Origin of the sequence: Paraburkholderia sabiae (genome assembly GCF_030412785.1) — a bacterium.
GTDB classification, from domain to species: Bacteria; Pseudomonadota; Gammaproteobacteria; order Burkholderiales; family Burkholderiaceae; genus Paraburkholderia; species Paraburkholderia sabiae.
The window spans coordinates 2990338-3005549 of record NZ_CP125295.1 but is presented as its reverse complement, the minus strand read 5'-3'; the positions used below and the strand labels follow the sequence as shown (position 1 = coordinate 3005549).

Annotated in this window: 16 protein-coding genes; 9 read left to right on the top strand and 7 right to left on the bottom strand. The window is 62.7% G+C overall.

Annotation, left to right across the window (positions count from 1 at the left end; all coding sequences use genetic code 11):
* Window positions 1–13 precede the first annotated feature (13 nt).
* Entirely contained in the window at window positions 14–613 is a 600-nt protein-coding gene (wrbA, locus tag QEN71_RS13445) for an NAD(P)H:quinone oxidoreductase (RefSeq protein WP_201651514.1), read from the top strand.
* A 20-nt stretch (window positions 614–633) separates the two neighbouring features.
* On the opposite strand, the gene QEN71_RS13440 is transcribed toward wrbA, so the two are convergent.
* From QEN71_RS13440 to QEN71_RS13430, 3 genes are all read right to left on the bottom strand, one after another.
* A complete protein-coding gene (locus QEN71_RS13440; protein ID WP_201651513.1) occupies window positions 634–1188 on the bottom strand; it encodes a YbaK/EbsC family protein in 555 nt (184 codons plus the stop codon).
* A gap of 55 nt (window positions 1189–1243) precedes the next feature.
* The gene (locus tag QEN71_RS13435; RefSeq protein WP_201651512.1) at window positions 1244–2266 is read right to left on the bottom strand and encodes a LysR family transcriptional regulator; all 1023 of its coding nucleotides are present in this window, start codon (window positions 2264–2266) and stop codon (window positions 1244–1246) included.
* A 103-nt stretch (window positions 2267–2369) separates the two neighbouring features.
* Window positions 2370–2945, bottom strand: coding sequence for a DUF3331 domain-containing protein (locus QEN71_RS13430; RefSeq protein ID WP_201651511.1), 576 nt, complete (start codon window positions 2943–2945; stop codon window positions 2370–2372).
* A gap of 527 nt (window positions 2946–3472) precedes the next feature.
* On the opposite strand from QEN71_RS13430, the gene QEN71_RS13425 reads away from it, so the two are divergent.
* The 3 genes from QEN71_RS13425 to QEN71_RS13415 all read left to right on the top strand — a co-directional run bounded on the left by QEN71_RS13425 (window position 3473) and on the right by QEN71_RS13415 (window position 6512).
* A complete protein-coding gene (locus QEN71_RS13425; protein ID WP_201651510.1) occupies window positions 3473–3850 on the top strand; it encodes a DUF427 domain-containing protein in 378 nt (125 codons plus the stop codon).
* Between the two features lie 324 nt (window positions 3851–4174).
* Window positions 4175–4831 (top strand): carbonic anhydrase, encoded by a 657-nt coding sequence (locus tag QEN71_RS13420; RefSeq protein ID WP_201651509.1) that lies wholly within the window; start codon window positions 4175–4177, stop codon window positions 4829–4831.
* Between the two features lie 118 nt (window positions 4832–4949).
* A complete protein-coding gene (locus QEN71_RS13415; RefSeq protein ID WP_201651508.1) occupies window positions 4950–6512 on the top strand; it encodes a SulP family inorganic anion transporter in 1563 nt (520 codons plus the stop codon).
* Between the two features lie 147 nt (window positions 6513–6659).
* Here QEN71_RS13415 and QEN71_RS13410 read toward each other — a convergent pair whose 3' ends face one another.
* Both QEN71_RS13410 and QEN71_RS13405 read right to left on the bottom strand, forming a co-directional pair.
* Complete coding sequence (locus tag QEN71_RS13410; protein ID WP_201651507.1) at window positions 6660–6803, bottom strand: hypothetical protein; 144 nt, start codon at window positions 6801–6803, stop codon at window positions 6660–6662.
* A gap of 72 nt (window positions 6804–6875) precedes the next feature.
* Entirely contained in the window at window positions 6876–7160 is a 285-nt protein-coding gene (locus tag QEN71_RS13405) for a hypothetical protein (RefSeq protein ID WP_201651506.1), read from the bottom strand.
* Between the two features lie 343 nt (window positions 7161–7503).
* Between QEN71_RS13405 and QEN71_RS13400 the strand changes: the two genes are divergently transcribed.
* From QEN71_RS13400 to QEN71_RS13390, 3 genes are all read left to right on the top strand, one after another.
* The gene (locus tag QEN71_RS13400) at window positions 7504–7695 is read left to right on the top strand and encodes a hypothetical protein (RefSeq protein WP_201651505.1); all 192 of its coding nucleotides are present in this window, start codon (window positions 7504–7506) and stop codon (window positions 7693–7695) included.
* Window positions 7696–7853: 158 nt separating this feature from the next.
* Entirely contained in the window at window positions 7854–8045 is a 192-nt protein-coding gene (locus QEN71_RS13395) for a hypothetical protein (RefSeq protein ID WP_028365969.1), read from the top strand.
* Between the two features lie 99 nt (window positions 8046–8144).
* The gene (locus tag QEN71_RS13390) at window positions 8145–9170 is read left to right on the top strand and encodes a S1C family serine protease (protein ID WP_201651504.1); all 1026 of its coding nucleotides are present in this window, start codon (window positions 8145–8147) and stop codon (window positions 9168–9170) included.
* Between the two features lie 667 nt (window positions 9171–9837).
* Here the strand turns inward: QEN71_RS13390 and QEN71_RS13385 are convergent.
* Window positions 9838–12216, bottom strand: a complete 2379-nt coding sequence (locus tag QEN71_RS13385) for a DNA polymerase II (protein ID WP_201651503.1) — start codon at window positions 12214–12216, stop codon at window positions 9838–9840.
* A gap of 246 nt (window positions 12217–12462) precedes the next feature.
* Between QEN71_RS13385 and ahpC the strand changes: the two genes are divergently transcribed.
* Both ahpC and ahpF read left to right on the top strand, forming a co-directional pair.
* Window positions 12463–13026: an alkyl hydroperoxide reductase subunit C gene (ahpC, locus tag QEN71_RS13380; protein WP_201651502.1), complete on the top strand. Its 564-nt coding sequence runs from the start codon at window positions 12463–12465 to the stop codon at window positions 13024–13026.
* Window positions 13027–13209: 183 nt separating this feature from the next.
* A complete protein-coding gene (gene ahpF, locus QEN71_RS13375) occupies window positions 13210–14802 on the top strand; it encodes an alkyl hydroperoxide reductase subunit F (RefSeq protein ID WP_201651501.1) in 1593 nt (530 codons plus the stop codon).
* An 83-nt stretch (window positions 14803–14885) separates the two neighbouring features.
* Here the strand turns inward: ahpF and QEN71_RS13370 are convergent, their stop codons facing one another.
* Window positions 14886–15161 (bottom strand): hypothetical protein, encoded by a 276-nt coding sequence (locus QEN71_RS13370; protein ID WP_201651500.1) that lies wholly within the window; start codon window positions 15159–15161, stop codon window positions 14886–14888.
* Window positions 15162–15212: the final 51 nt, after the last annotated feature.

Sequence of the window (15212 nt, the reverse complement as noted above, 5' to 3'; positions counted from 1 at the left end):
ACAGGAGATCGCAATGGCCAAGGTTCTCGTTCTCTACTACTCGTCGTACGGGCACATCGAAAAGATGGCGGAAGCCATCGCGGAAGGCGCGCGCGGCGCGGGCGCGCAGGTCGATATCAAACGCGTGCCGGAGACCGCGCCCGAAGAGATCGCGAAGAAGGCGAATTTCAAGCTCGATCAGCAGGCGCCCGTTGCAACCGTCGCCGATCTCGAACAGTACGATGCGATCGTCGTCGGTACGGGCACGCGCTATGGACGCATGTCGTCGCAGATGGCTGCGTTTCTCGATCAGACGGGGGGACTATGGATGCGCGGCGCGCTGAACGGCAAAGTGGGCGCGGCGTTCGCATCGACGGCGACGCAGCACGGCGGACAGGAGACCACGCTGTTCTCGATCATCACGAACCTGATGCATCTCGGCATGATCATCGTGGGTTTGCCGTATAGCCATCAGGGGATGATGGACATGACGCAGATCGTCGGCGGCGCGCCATATGGCGCAACGACGATCGCAGCGGCAGACGGCTCGCGTCAGCCGAGCGCCATCGATCTGGAAGGCGCTCGGCATCAGGGCGAACTGGTGGCGAAGACGGCGGCGAAGCTGTTTGGCTGAACGCGGCGTCTGCGGCGGGCTCAGGCTGCTTCGGGCTCGCCGGGCGGCAATGTCAATTGCGCGACTTCGACGGTGTCGAGTTGCGCGAGCACGGACGGCGCGAGCAACAGTTTCGCTTTGCGAATGCCTGCGCCCATCACCACCTGTTGACGTTCCATCACGGCGGCATCGACGAGCACGCGCCAGCTTGCGGGCAAACCGAACGCCGTGATGCCGCCGAATTCCATCGCGCTTTGCTCGGTCGCGATCTCGCGTTGCGCGAACGAAATGCGCTTCGCGCCGAGCACGGCTTTGACAGCGCCGTTGACGTCGAGGCGCAGCGAGCCGAGCGTCACGATTGCGGCGAGATGTTCGCCGCCGTCCTTCTTGTAGCGGACCACGATCGTGTTTGCGCAGTCTTCCATCGGAAAGCCGTAGCGTGCGCTGAAGTCGGCGGTGTCGGACGCATCGTCGGTGACGGCGAACACGACGATGTCGCGGCCTTCAACCGATGACGCAACGTGCGCGGGAAGATGTGCGCCGATGCGATCGGACGCGATGATGTCGAGCTTCTGTAGCGGTTCGTGCGAAAGCATGGTGACCTGTGAGCAGTGAGCGGACGATAACGACGCGCACACATTGTACGGTCTCTCAGTCGTCGTGCTCGCGCTGGCTTGCGACGTCGGCGGGAAAGAGATGGATGCTCATGAAGTCGACGAAAGCCCGCACTTTCGGCGTTAGTTTTCCGCCCGACGGCCATAGCGCGCGAAACACGCTGAGCGCGCCGGAGTATTCGCGCAACACGGCGACGAGCGTGCCGTCCGCGATCTGCCTGCGCACGGTAAAGTCCGGCACGCAGGCAAGGCCGAGACCTTGCTCGGCCATCGCGATCAGCGGCTCGACGGCGGTTGCGATCGCGGTGGAAGGCAGATCGATGTCGAGCTGTTCGGCGTCGCGTTCGAGCGGCCAGCGGCGCAGCTTGCCCGTCGTCGGAAAACGATGCTGAAGGCACGCGTGATGAACGAGCGCTTCGGGTGTTGCGAGCGGCGGATGCTTCGCGAGATACGCCGGCGACGCCACGATCAGATGCACATACGTGCCCATGATGCGCGTGATGAGTTGCGAGTCGTTCACGTCGCCCGTGCGCATCACCACATCGAAACCTTCTTCGATGATATCGACGATCCGGTCGCTGAAATCGATGTCCAGCGTGATCTCCGGATACGCCTTCATGAACTCGCCGACCACGGGCATCACGAGTGTCGCGACCATCGGCATGCTCACGCGCAGCTTGCCGCGCGGCGCGGCATGCGCGAGCGCGAGTTCGCTTTCGGCTGCTTCGATTTCTTCGACGATGCGTTGACAGCGCGTGAGGAACTGCGCGCCTTCAGGGGTGAGCGTGATGCTGCGTGTGCTGCGATGAAAGAGCCGCGCGCCGAGCCGTGTTTCGAGCCTCGAAATCGCCTTGCCGACTGCCGAAGCGGAAATGCCCAACTGTCGGCCTGCTTCCGCGAAACTGCGGGTTTCGGCGGCGCGCACGAATACGTTGATCGAGCCGAAGCGGTCCATCGCACTCGTGCTCGCGGTGCCGTCGACGGTTGCCGACGATGCGGAGTGCAGCGTAGCGGGTGCGGTGCGAGGCGCGGTGCGCGCGGCGTCGGCTTGCGAAGCCATGAGAGGTCTCCAGACTGAAGCGCCGCCCCGGCACAGTGGCGAGGGCGGCGCGGCGCACGCTGACCGTGCGCGTCCGAAGTGTAGCGCGTTCGCTAGGGAACGCTCATTCGAGGTCGTCCAGCTGGTCGGCCAGAATCATCTGCGACATGTTGCGCGGGCGGCTCGACGGACGGCTGAACGGTCCGTACACGGCGTCGCCGCGCACGATATCCGCGCCCGTCAACGCGCACACGCCGCGCGAACGCGCGATGCGGCGCACCCAGAGTTGTTCGGTATAACGGCCCGCCGTCGAATCGCGCCACGTGATCGAAATCGACTTCGCGCCGAAGCGTTCGACGAACGTGATCACCGCGCCGCTATGTTCGCTCGAGGCCGCCTGCTTGCGCTCGGCCGTCGCCGTGCGGCGTGCGGCGCGCGCAGCGCACGCGCCTTTGTCGCATTTGTCGGAAGGTCCGATCTTGATGTCCTGCGCGGGCGCTTTGCCCAGCCGCGAAATGGTCGTGGCCCACGGATCGCGCAGCGTGGACGTCGCTGCGACGCCGCCGGCATGGTCGGACCGGACGTCGGCGTACAGCGTTTCCTTGCGACGCACTTCGGGCTCGCCGCTGGCGCGCCGGTTTGCGTGGGGGCGAGGCCGGGTTTCAGCCGTTGTGCCAGTTGCAGTTCCAATCCTGCTCACGTCGACTCCTCGTTAAAGCATGGCCCGTCGAAGCGAATCATCTGGCTAACGCAAAACCTTACGGTCTGCTTGTGATGAACGCTTTGGCAGCCGCATGGCGGCCGCTTGCGCGCGGGCGAAAACGCATGCGCCGCGCGTCGTTGCGCCATGACAGCGAACGGTGCGAGCGGCTTCACGCTGTCTCACAGCGTGGCAATTGGCTTTCGCGGCCGGCACGTAGGACCGGTCGCATGGCACGAATCCTAACGGCTTGCCGGGGGCAGATAAATGCCAGCTAAATGAACACTCAATTTATCTAATTCAAACAATGGGACGCCGGAAATGCCCGATGCGCGCCAATGGCTTGCTGGATAAAGGTCTCCAGCGATGCATATGCACACGATCCACGCCGGGAAGCGCCGGATAGCCGTTACGCGAGGCAGGGTCATGCCTTGACATCAGAAGTCGCGCGTCCATACTCGGACGGTACTTCGCCGCCCGGCCACCATGCCGGCCACAACCTGTTTCCATCGCAAGGACACGATCTCATGCACAAGACAGTGAAGATTCCCGGTCCCGAACATCCCATCACGATTGCGAAAAGCGGATCGCGCGTTGTCGTGTCGGTGGCCGGACACAAGATCGCCGATAGCACCGATGCGCTGTCGTTCCATGAAGCGTCGTATCCGGAAGTGCTCTACATCCCGCGCAAGGACGTCGACATGTCGCTGCTCGAACGCACCGATCATTCGACGTATTGCCCATACAAAGGCGAGTGCAGCTACTACAGCATCCCTGCCGGCGGCGAACGTTCCGTCAATGCGGTGTGGAGCTATGAAAGCCCTTACGATGCCGTCGCATCGATCAAGGAACACGTCGCGTTCTATCGCGACCGCGTGGATTCCATCGAGGTCAGCGCGCAGTAATTGAATGAACGATGGATCGCGCGCATGCGATCCATCCGGTCGGCACACGCGTTCAAACATGACACGCGTGACAAGCATCGACCGATTCATATCTCCTTCCCGAACGCATCGCTTCATCACGGTGCAGCCGATTACGCAACCGACATAAATGTCCGGAGAGCCGCATGTATGCACGCTTTCCGGGCATCGGATGCAGTCGGCATCAAATGATTTTTTATCGATTTTTTTCGGAACCTTCTTGCTGTAAGCTTTTCGTAAACACCATCGCGTTTGTCCGCGATGGACAGACTCCGTTCACTTACGAACCCGGCAGGAGCACGATCGATGAATCATCCAAAACGCCTATTGCTGTCCAATCTGGCCTGGTCGCAGGAAGTCTCGGCGCGCGAGCCCGAGTTCTTCGCGGACCTGGCGCGCGGGCAGCAGCCGCGCATTCTGTGGATCGGTTGCTCGGATAGCCGCGTGCCCGCCGAGCGCATCACCAATGCGCAGCCAGGCGAGCTGTTCGTCCATCGCAACATCGCGAACCTCTACACGTCCGACGACGGCAACGCGTCGAGCGTCATCGAATATGCGGTCCATGCGCTGAAGGTCGAGCACGTCGTGATCTGCGGACATCATCATTGCGGCGGCGTGCGCGCCGCGCTGTCGCCGCCTTCGGATGCGCTGCCCGTCGTGAATCGCCGCATCGCCGGATTGCGCGATCTCGCCGGACGTCATCGCGACGAACTGCTCGCTATCGAAGACTTCGACGCGCGCGTCGACCGCTTCGCGGAGCTGAATGTGATCGAGCAGGTGCGTCTGCTGCGCGAGTCGCCCATCGTGCGCAGCGCGCCGCGTCCGCCGCAGGTGCATGGCTGGATTTTCGGGCTGCGCGAAGGGCTGCTCACGCAACTCACCGACATGGACGAAGCGCGAGAAATCGCCGAATCGCACGCAGAAACCCACGCTGAAACGCACGCCGTTCGCGACGCCGCCTAGCGACGTTTCAGGCGTTTCCTTTTCCTTTTCAAGTCTACGAATCACGAGCCGCCGGCGCATCGCGCCGCGCGGCAGGGCTCAACTCGTCCTCACGACTTCACGAATTCACGGATAAACCATGCACACTCCACCCGTTTCCCGTCTATCGAACCTGCGCAGCGACGTGTTCGCAGGCATCGTCGTGTTTCTTGTCGCGCTGCCGCTGTGTCTCGGCATCGCCACCGCGTCCGGCGTCGAGCCGTTTGCCGGGCTCGTGTCCGGCATCGTCGGCGGACTGGTCGTCGCGCTGCTGAGCGGCTCGCATCTGAGCGTGAGCGGACCCGCGGCGGGGCTCGTCGTGATCGTCGTCTCGGCGATCGCGTCGCTCGGCAGTTTCTCCGCGTTTCTCGCCGCCGTGCTGATCGCGGGCGCGCTGCAGATCGGCTTCGGCCTGCTGCGCGCGGGACGGCTCGCGAGCTTCGTTCCCGTCGCGGTCATCAAGGGGATGCTCGCTTCGATCGGCATCATGCTGATCGTCAAGCAGATTCCGCTCGGCGCGGGCCTGGTGAACGGAGCAGATGCCAGCGTCGCGCACGCGGGCACACTGGCGACGCCGTTCGGCGACATCTCGATCGTGTCAGTCGTGCTGGTCGTCGTGTCGGTCGCGATGCTGTTCGCGTGGGAAACGCCGCGCGCGAAGCGTTACGCGATCGTGCGCATGCTGCCGGGACCGCTCGCGGCTGTCGCGCTCGGCATCGGCGCGACGCTCGCGCTGGATATGCTCGCGCCCGTGCTGGCGTTGCCTGCGGAACATCGCGTGTCGCTGGTCTCGCTCGATTCGTTCGCGGCATTGACGGGCGCGATCTCGATGCCCGACTTCACGCAACTCGTCGATGCCGATGTGTGGCGCGTTGCGCTGACGCTCGCCGTGGTCGCAAGTCTGGAAACCTTGTTGAGTCTCGAAGCCGTCGAGCAGATCGATCCGAAGCGCCGCCGCGCGTCGCCGGATCGCGAACTGAAAGCGCAGGGCGTCGGCAATATGGTGGCGGCCGTGCTCGGCGGGTTGCCGCTGACGGCCGTGATCGTGCGCAGTTCGGCGAACGTGCACGCGGGCGCGCAGACGAGGATGTCGGCGGTGATTCACGGCGTGCTGCTGCTGGCGAGCGTGTTCGCGCTGACGGCGGTGCTCAATCTGATTCCGCTCGCGTGTCTCGCGGCGATCCTGATCCACACGGGCTACAAGCTCGCGAAACCGGCGTTGTTCGCGGCGATGGCGCGCGAAGGCGTCGACCGCTTCGTGCCGTTCGTGGCGACGATCGTCGGCGTGCTGGCGACGGACCTGCTGATCGGCATTGGCATCGGCATCGCGACGAGCGCGCTGCTGGCGATGCGCGCGAACCTGTCGCGCACGTTCACGCTCACGCGTCACGACGATCACTATCTGCTCGTGCTGCGCAAGGACGCGACGTTTCTGTCGAAGCCGATGCTCACGCACTGCCTCGCGCAGATTCCGGATCGCGCGACGGTGCTGATCGATGCCGAACGCGCCGATTTCATCGACCGGGATATTCGCGACGCGCTCGATGCATTTGCGGGCGAGGCGGCGCGCCGTCAGATTACCGTTGAGCGCCTGCGCTGGCCGGAGCCGTCGGCGCAGGAAGGGCGCGCGCTGCTGCCGTCGCTGCGTGCGACCACGGGCTAAACCGCAAACGGGGCGCGATGTCGCGCTGGTCGGCGCGCATCGGGCGATAGGAACTTCGGGAGAAGCCGGGCTCGCGGCGGGCGAGGCGGCTGAACGGCGAGGTCACTGAACCGTCGATGGACGGGGCGCTCGCCGGATCGGCAGGAATTACTCGGCGATCGAGTAGCTCGACGGCCGCGCCTGCTTCGCCTTCGTCGGACGCTCGACGCGCGGGCTCGCGCCGCGGATGAACAGCACCGCGCACAGCGCCACCATTGCCCAGATGCAGAGAAGTACAGTCAAGACGTTCATTTCCAGTTCCAGTCAGCCGGCGCTGCAGTTGCTGTTGCTACGTTCAATTCGTTCCGTCGCGTGGGCGGCGGGTCAATGGGTGGTGTGGCGCACTTCGCCGTCGAACAGAAGCTCGTCGATTAACCGGGTAGTCAGCGCGAGCTGCTTTTCGAGCGACTCACGCGCCGCTTCCGCGCTCGCCGCGTCGCCCCGCGCAACGGCCGCATGCGTCTGGGTGGCGAGACGCAGCACGGTGTCGGACGCGAGCTGCAGGCCGCGCATCAGATCGGCTTCCGGGTATTCCCGCGGGCTGTTCGATTCCTGCGCTTCGTGGGCGGTAGGCTCGAACGGATTGCTGCTGTCATGACGGGAAGACATTTCAGGCTCCTCAGTGCATTTGCACAACTGCAGTTTGCGCTTTGAAGCCTTTTTTCAATCTGTCGAACAGAGGCCGATTTTCGATTCATACCGGCGACATCGAAATCTGCCTGTGTCTCGCGGGCGTGCCCGCTTTCTTTTTTTCACGTCGGGCGAATAGTAAGCAACTGTTAGCGTGAGGTCTGCACGTAGAGGCCCTGGGTTGCCCGGGCCCCTTTCTTGCGCACGGCGGCGGCGCGGGCGCCCGCTGCTGCCCGGTAGTGCGCCGTAATGCGCCGTCACAAGTGGTCACGAACACCTTCTGTAGCGTCTGCTCAAATGACAGAAGGGAGGGAGAACGACCATGAAAAAGCTTCTGACGCTGGCAGCCGTCGCGCTTGCGACGATCGGTTTGGGCGGCTGTGTTGTCGCGCCGCCATATGGATACGGGTACGCGCCGGCTTATGGCTACGCGCCGGGTTATTACGCGGGCCCGTCGGTGAGCGTCGGTGTCGGCTATGGCTGCTGCTGGGGGCACGGCGGCTGGCATCGGTAAGAACGGCCGGGCCGTTCGGCGGCGCACATTGTCGGGGCGCGTGACGCGGCGCGGGCTGCGCGTCTGAGGTACGATCTCGGGACAGAAGCCGTTCGCCTATCGGCGGCGGCATGCTGGCACGACGATTTCGCACCACTACCTACGTTCTCACACCCAGCATGGACTACCGCGTTACCTACGAGCACAGCCTCGCCACCGCCCCCGACGACTTCATCGTGAATGTGCCGTCACAACTGGTGTCGGACGTACCGTCGAACATTCCCAAGGCGCTGCTGCCCGAAGTGATCGAAAAACTGATCCTCGAACGCTCGCCGCGCATCGGCAAGATTCGCAACCTGCGGCTTATCTGACGCGGGTCTCCTCTACGCACGCTGGGGCGCTCGCCGCTCCAGCTTGAAAACAGCCTCGCCGCCCCGCATGTGCGGCTCTCGCTTATCGGGAGCCTGATCATGGGAAGCCGTCCCCGTTTTATCGACGACATGTCGGGTGCGTTGCCAAACGCCGCCGCGCCCGGCTCGTCCAGCGACGACGCACTCCTCGACGCCTATTCGCGCACCGTCATCGATGCGCTCGAACGGGTGCGGGCGGCCGTCGTCTTCATCACCGTCGAGCGCCGCGTGCCGGGCGCGCCGGAGCGCTCCGCGCGCGCGGGCACCGGCTCGGGTTTCATCTTCACGCCCGACGGATATCTGTTGACCAATAGCCACGTCGTGCACGGTGCGACGCATATCCGCGTGCAGCTAGCCGACGGCACGAAGTTCGATGCCGATCTGGTCGGCGACGATCCGCACAGCGATCTTGCCGTGCTGCGCATCGGCTCGCCGGAGCCGCTGCCGCATGTGGAACTCGGCGAGTCGGGCAAGCTGCGTGTCGGGCAGATTGCGGTTGCCGTCGGCAATCCGCTCGGGCTCGAGCAGACGGTTACGGCGGGCGTGGTGTCCGCACTCGGGCGATCGTTGCGCTCGAACTCGGGGCGCATGATCTATGACGTGATCCAGACGGATGCCGCGCTCAATCCGGGCAATTCCGGCGGGCCGCTGATCAATTCGGCGGGGCAGGTGATCGGCGTGAACACGGCGATCATTCCGGGCGCGCAGTCGATCAGCTTCGCCACGGCTATCGATACCGCGAAGTGGGTCATCATGCAGATATTCGCGCATGGGCGCGTGAGGCGGGCTTATATCGGTGTTGCCGGGACGACCATGGCGTTGCCGCGGCGCGTGCAGCGTTATTTTGGGCTCGAATCGGAGAGTGGGGTGCGGGTGATGGAAATCGTCAAGGGGTCGCCTGCTGGTGTCGGCGGATTACGGGTTGATGACACCATTGTTGCTGTCGATTCTGTGGTCGTCGATGGTGTTGATGCTTTGCAGCGCGCGCTCGATGGGTCGAAGATCGGGCGTGAAGTGGAGGTTTCTGTTTTGCGCGGCGCGCAGCGGGTTGAGGTTTTGGTTTGGCCTGCGGAGCAGGTGCTTTAAGGTTTGTTTTTTGTCTGCGACGCTAGTCGCCATTCTGGTTTTTTCGCTTTTTGTTTTTTTGTTTTTTGCTGGCATCCGCGAATTCGTATTCGTACTTCATGCGTCGCCCCTGTGCGGGGCGGCACCTACTTTTCTTTGCAGCGGCAAAGAAAAGTAGGCAAAAGAAAGCCGCTTCAAACCTCCGGTGCCGGCCAGGATAACGCCACGGCACACGTTCCTTGAGCTGTCGCGCAGCGACGCCAACACTCCGTAGAAAGCCCGCAGTCAGGCGCGCGCGACGCGAAAGATGACGTCCACTTGGAGCACATTCGGTCAGCACGTTTATTTGCGTTTGCCGTCAGTTGATTGCGGCGGTATGTGCTCCAGACTGTGTGGGGTTTTCGCGCCGTGCGCGGTTGACTGCGGGCTTTCTACAGAGTACGGACGTCGCTGCGCGACAGCTCGACTGCGGCATGGCGCGGCGCTATCCTGGCGGGCACTGGAGGTTCAAAAGCGGCTTTCTTTTGCCTACTTTTCTTTGCCGCTGCAAAGAAAAGTAGGTGCCGCCCCGCACAGGGGCAACGCATGAAGTACGGATATGAAATCGCGGATGCCAGCGAAAAACAAAAGCAAAAGACGAAAAGCAAAAAATCCAGAATGGCGACTAGCGTCGCAGACAAAAAAACCGCTAGAACAACTGCGCCTGCCCCGAAGCAATAGTAGAAAAATCATCCTTAAGCAAAGGCAAAATCGCATCAGCAACAGGCTGCAACTGCCTGGTCAGATAATGCTCATAATCGATCTCAGAGCGCAAAGTCTCCAAAGGCTCCGGCCCGCTACTAGTCATCAGATAACTAATCCATCCACCGTTCTGATACTGCAAAGGCCTACCGCGCAAGCGATTAAACTCATCAGCGCTACGCGCCGCACGCACATGCGGCGGCACATTGCGCTCGTAGTCGGAAAGCGGCCGACGCAGCCGCTTCCGATACACAAGCAAATCATCGAACTCGCCAGCCAGCGTGCGCCGCACATAATCCCGCACATAATCGCGATACGGCTGCTGCTTGAAAATACGCAGATACAACTCCTGCTGAAAGCGTTGCGCGAGCGGCGTCCAATCCGTGCGCACCGTTTCGAGCCCTTTGTAGACGACCTCTTCGCTGCCATCGGCCATCACGGTCAAACCCGCGTAGCGCTTTTTGCTGCCTTCCTCCGCGCCGCGTACGGTCGGCATGAAAAAGCGCTTGTAGTGCCGCTCGAATTGCAGTTCGAGCGCGCTCTCCAGTCCGAAACGCTCGCGTAGATGTTCGCGCCACCACGCATTGATTCCGCCGACCAGCTCGCGTCCGATGCGCGCCGCATCCTCTTCACCATGCGCATGTTTGAGCCACACAAAAGTCGAATCGGTGTCGCCGTAAATCACGATGTAGCCGCTCGCCTCGATCAGCTCGCGCGTGCGATGCATGATCTCGTGGCCGCGCATCGTGATCGACGAAGCGAGACGCGGATCGAAGAACCGGCAGCCCGTCGATCCGAGCACGCCGTAAAACGCGTTCATGATGATCTTCAGCGCCTGCGACAGCGGCTTGTTGTTCTCGCGCTTCGCCGCTTCGCGTCCTTCCCACACCTGCGCGACGATCGACGGCAAACAGTGCTGCGTGCGCGAAAAACGCGCGCCGAGAAAGCCGGGTACGGAATGAACATCGTCGGGATTACGCGCGCCGTCGATCAAGCCCACGGGGTCGATCAGAAAACTGCGAATAATCGACGGATACAGGCTCTTGTAGTCGAGCACCAGCACGGAATCGTAGAGGCCCGGCTTCGAGTCCATCACGAAGCCGCCGGGGCTCGCCGCGCCCGCGACGTCGCCGAGATTCGGCGCGACGAAGCCCAGCCGATGCATGCGCGGCATGTACAGATGCGTGAACGCCGCCACCGATCCGCCGCTGCGATCGGCGGGTAATCCCGTCACGTTCGCGCGTTCGAGCAGGAAGTTCAGCAGATCCGTCTTCTCGAAGATGCGCGTGACCAGTTCGCAGTCTTTCAGGTTGTAGCGCGCGAGCGCAGGCTTGTCCTCGTCGAAGCGGCGCTGGATCTCGTCCATCCGCTGATACGGGTTATCGATCGATTTGCCTTCGGCCAGCACCGACTGCGCGACATATTCGAGGCTGAACGACGGAAAACTCCACGTGGCGGAGCGCAGCGCCTCGATGCCGTCGATGATCAACCGTCCCGCCGCACCCGCGAAAAAGTGATTCTGCTTCAGCCCATGTTCGCGCCATTCCATCACCGCGCCGCCGCGCCCGATCCGCAGCGGCACGCCATGTTTCTGCGCCGTCTCGTGCAGCACCTTCAGGTCGAACTGCACGACGTTCCAGCCGATGATCGCGTCGGGATCGTGCCGTTCGAGCCATTCCACCAGCCGCTCGATCAGCTGCGCGCGCGTCTCGCAGTATTCGAGCGCAAAGTCGAGGCCCGTCGCGTCGCCGTTCTCCGGCCCGAGCATGTACACCTGACGCTGCCCGCAGCCTTCGAGCGCGATCGAATACAGCTCGGCGTGCGCGCTCGTTTCGATATCCAGCGAAACGAGTTTGAGCTTCGGGCGGTAGCCCGTCGCGGGCTTCATGTCGGCGTTGAGCAGCGGACCACCCGCCGGATTCGCCTCGCCGCCGAACAGCACGGGCGCCGTGATAAAGCGCTCCATCATGTAGCGATCAGGCGGGAACACGTCGGCTTCGTACACGTCGACGCCGCCTTGCCTAAGCCGTTTGTCGAGCGCAGTGAGCTGGCGGTATTGGGGACAGTAAAGCCCCAGCACCGGCCGATGATGGAAATCGCACAGATCGAGCGGCCGCAACTCGAGGCCGCGGGTGTTTTTCTCCTGACGCAACAATTCGTCGGCGCGCTCGCGTTGCGCGGCCGGCACGAACGCGACGTTCGGCTGCGGGCGCAGGCGGATGTGGCGCGGACCGTCGTCGGTCGCGAGCCAGAACTCGACCTCCGTCCCGGACGCCGTATCGCGCCAATGACGGGTGAGAAGAAACCCCTGTTGAAGCTCACTCAAGCGGAAAACCCTTGCTGGAAACTCTGTCCGAAAAATTTTTTGGGCCATTTTACCTGCACGGAAAGCGGCCCGGCCGACGGCACTTTCCCTTGTCAATCAAGTATTTGTGCCAGACAGGGCTGGCGTCATAGGAAATCTAAATTAGGGGAATCGTAACAATCAAATTTCTCGAATTCGCAAGCTCCTTCATAATTCAATCCATCGCAGTACCCAACGCAACTCACTTAACCGAAGAGGACGCATCAGATGCCGATCATCAACAGCCAGGTCAAACCGTTCAAGGCAACCGCTTACCACAATGGCGATTTCACGACCGTTACCGAAGAGACGCTGAAGGGCAAGTGGTCCGTGTTCGTGTTCTACCCGGCCGACTTCACGTTCGTGTGCCCGACGGAACTGGGCGATCTGGCCGATCGTTACGAAGAATTCAAGAAGCTGGGCGTTGAGATCTACAGCGTGTCGACGGATACGCACTTCACGCACAAGGCATGGCACGACACGTCGGACACGATCCAGAAGATCAAGTACCCGATGCTCGCCGACCCGACGCTGGCAATCTCGCGCAACTTCGACGTTCTGATCGAAGAAGAAGGCCTGGCGCTGCGCGGCACGTTCGTGATCAACCCGGAAGGCGAGATCAAGCTGTGCGAAGTGCACGACAACGGCATCGGCCGTGACGCAGGCGAACTGCTGCGCAAGGTGCAGGCTGCGCAATACATCGCGGCTCACCCGGGTGAAGTTTGCCCCGCCAAGTGGACGCCGGGCGCTGAAACGCTGAGCCCGTCGCTCGACCTGATCGGCAAGATCTAAGTTTGACGGCTCGCTAGAAGCCACACGCTATTCAGCTGTACCTCTGCCCAGCGGCGCCGCCACGAGCGGCGCCGCGTGAGGCAGTCCGCAAGGCCCGCCTTGCGAATTGCCTTACTGCCCGCGTTCATTGCAGCGCCGGCACGCATCAAAACCCATTCCCATCGCCACGGACCCCGAAAAACCATGCTCGACGCGAATCTGAAAGCCCAACTTAAAGCCTACCTCGAGAAAGTCAGTCGTCCTATCGAGATCGTCGCTTCGCTCGACGACAGCGCGAAGTCGCAGGAACTGCTGGCGCTGCTGAGCGACATCGCATCGCTGTCGGAGCGCGTGAGCGTCATCGAACGCCGCGGCGACGACGAGCGCAAGCCGTCGTTTTCGATCGGCGAGCCGGGCAAGGCAACGGGCATCCGCTTCGCGGGCATCCCGATGGGCCACGAATTCACGTCGCTGGTCCTCGCGCTGTTGCAGACGGGCGGCCATCCGATCAAGCTCGACGACGCCGTGATCCAGCAGATCCGCGAACTCGACGGCGACTTCGCGTTCGAGACGTATTTCTCGCTGTCGTGCCAGAACTGCCCGGAAGTCGTGCAGGCGCTCAACATCATGGCGCTGATCAACCCGCGCATCCGTCACACGGCGATCGACGGCGCGCTGTTCCAGAACGAAGTCGAGTCGCGCCAGATCATGGCCGTGCCGACGATGTTCCTGAACGGCGAAGTGTTCGGCCAGGGCCGCAGCGGCGTGAAGGAGATCCTCGCGAAACTCGACACCAACGCCGGTGCGCGCGCCGCGAAGGAACTGGAGAACAAGCCGGTGTTCGACATGCTGATCGTCGGCGGCGGTCCTGCTGGCGCGGCGGCTGCGATCTACGCGGCACGCAAGGGCATCGCGACGGGCGTCGTAGCGGAACGCTTTGGCGGTCAGGTGCTCGATACGCTGGCAATCGAAAACTTCGTGTCCGTGCAGGAAACGGAAGGACCGAAGTTCGCGACGGCGCTCGAACAGCATGTGAAGAGCTATGAAGTCGACGTGATGGACGTGCAGCGCGCCGAAGCGCTGATTCCTGGCAAGATCAACGAAGTGCGCCTCGCGAGCGGCGCGGTGCTGAAGGCGCGGACGATCGTGCTGGCCACGGGCGCGCGCTGGCGCGAAATCAACGTGCCGGGCGAGCGCGAGTACCGCAACCATGGCGTCGCATACTGCCCGCACTGCGACGGTCCGCTGTTCAAGGGCAAGCGCGTGGCTGTCATCGGCGGCGGCAACTCGGGCGTCGAGGCGGCGATCGATCTGGCGGGCGTCGTGAATCACGTGACGCTGATCGAATTCGGCGCGACGCTGCGCGCTGACGAAGTGCTGCAACGCAAGCTGCGCAGTCTGTCGAACGTGGTCGTGATCACGGAAGCCCAGACGACGGAAATCACGGGCGACGGCAAGAAGGTCAACGGTTTGACGTACAAGGACCGCGTGTCGGGTGAGTCGAAGCATGTCGAGCTCGAAGGCGTGTTCGTGCAGATCGGTCTCGTGCCGAACACCGAATGGCTGAAGGGCACGGTCGAACTGTCGAAGCACGGCGAGATCGTCGTCGATGCGAAGGGCGCGACGTCGGTGCCGGGCGTGTTCGCGGCGGGCGACGTGACGACGGTGCCGTTCAAACAGATCGTGATCGCTGTGGGCGAGGGCGCGAAGGCATCGCTGGCTGCGTTCGATCACCTGATCCGCACGAGCGTCGAAGACGAAGAAGACGTGCAGGCGGCGGCACTGGCCGAGGCCTGATCTCTCCAGGCGGTCTTCGCTGCAAAAACAAACGGGCTAGCATGTGCTAGCCCGTTTTTCGTTTGCGGTCGCGTGATGCGTGCTTACTTGCTGTCGGCGTGTTCGTGCGCTTTCTTCGACTTCGCGGCGTGGTGATGGCCGTGGTGGTGAGCCGGTTTCTGCTCGATTTTCTCGACGGGCGCATCCATGTCCTGCTGGGCGACGACGGGTTGCGCCTGAACTTCGCGTGCGTGCTGTTCGATCTTCGCGGCGACGTCGCGGTCGTGGGTCATCACGATGCCGTTGACGGGGGTTTGCGCCGATGCAGCGCCCGCAGCAGCGAGCAGCGAAACGAGCAGGGCGAGAGAGCTTTTTTTCATGGTTGTCTTCATTCCGGTTGTTTGGTGAATTCGACGCGCGTCGTGTCGGAA